Genomic DNA, 715 nt, shown 5'->3' on the forward strand with positions numbered 1-715 from the left:
GCGTAATAGCTCACTGGTCGAGTCGGCCTGCGCGGAAGATGTAACGGGGCTAAGTAGTAAACCGAAGCTGCGGCAATGCCTTTTTAGGTATTGGGTAGGGGAGCGTTCTGTAAGCGGTTGAAGGTGTGTGGTAACGCATGCTGGACGTATCAGAAGTGCGAATGCTGACATGAGTAACGATAAAGGGGGTGAAAAACCTCCTCGCCGGAAGACCAAGGGTTCCTGTCCAACGTTAATCGGGGCAGGGTAAGTCGACCCCTAAGGCGAGGCCGAAAGGCGTAGTCGATGGGAAACGGGTTAATATTCCCGTACTTCTTACAATTGCGATGGGGGGACGGAGAAGGCTAGGTGGGCCTGGCGACGGTTGTCCAGGTTCAAGTGCGTAGGCTTGAGAGTTAGGTAAATCCGGCTCTCTCTAAGGCTGAGACACGACGTCGAGCCACTACGGTGGTGAAGTCATTGATGCCATGCTTCCAGGAAAAGCCTCTAAGCTTCAGATTGTAAGGAATCGTACCCCAAACCGACACAGGTGGTCGGGTAGAGAATACCAAGGCGCTTGAGAGAACTCGGGTGAAGGAACTAGGCAAAATGGTACCGTAACTTCGGGAGAAGGTACGCTCTCGACGGTGAAGTCCCTCGCGGATGGAGCTATTGAGAGTCGCAGATACCAGGTGGCTGCAACTGTTTATTAAAAACACAGCACTGTGCAAAATCG

General features: G+C 52.7%; 1 rRNA gene. It reads left to right on the top strand.

The annotated features are described in order from the left end of the window. Positions 1 to 715: ribosomal RNA gene (locus RXX31_RS24710) — 23S ribosomal RNA — on the top strand; the annotation flags it as partial.

The sequence above is a fragment of the Vibrio sp. EA2 genome (genome assembly GCF_033042495.1).
GTDB lineage: Bacteria > Pseudomonadota > Gammaproteobacteria > Enterobacterales > Vibrionaceae > Vibrio.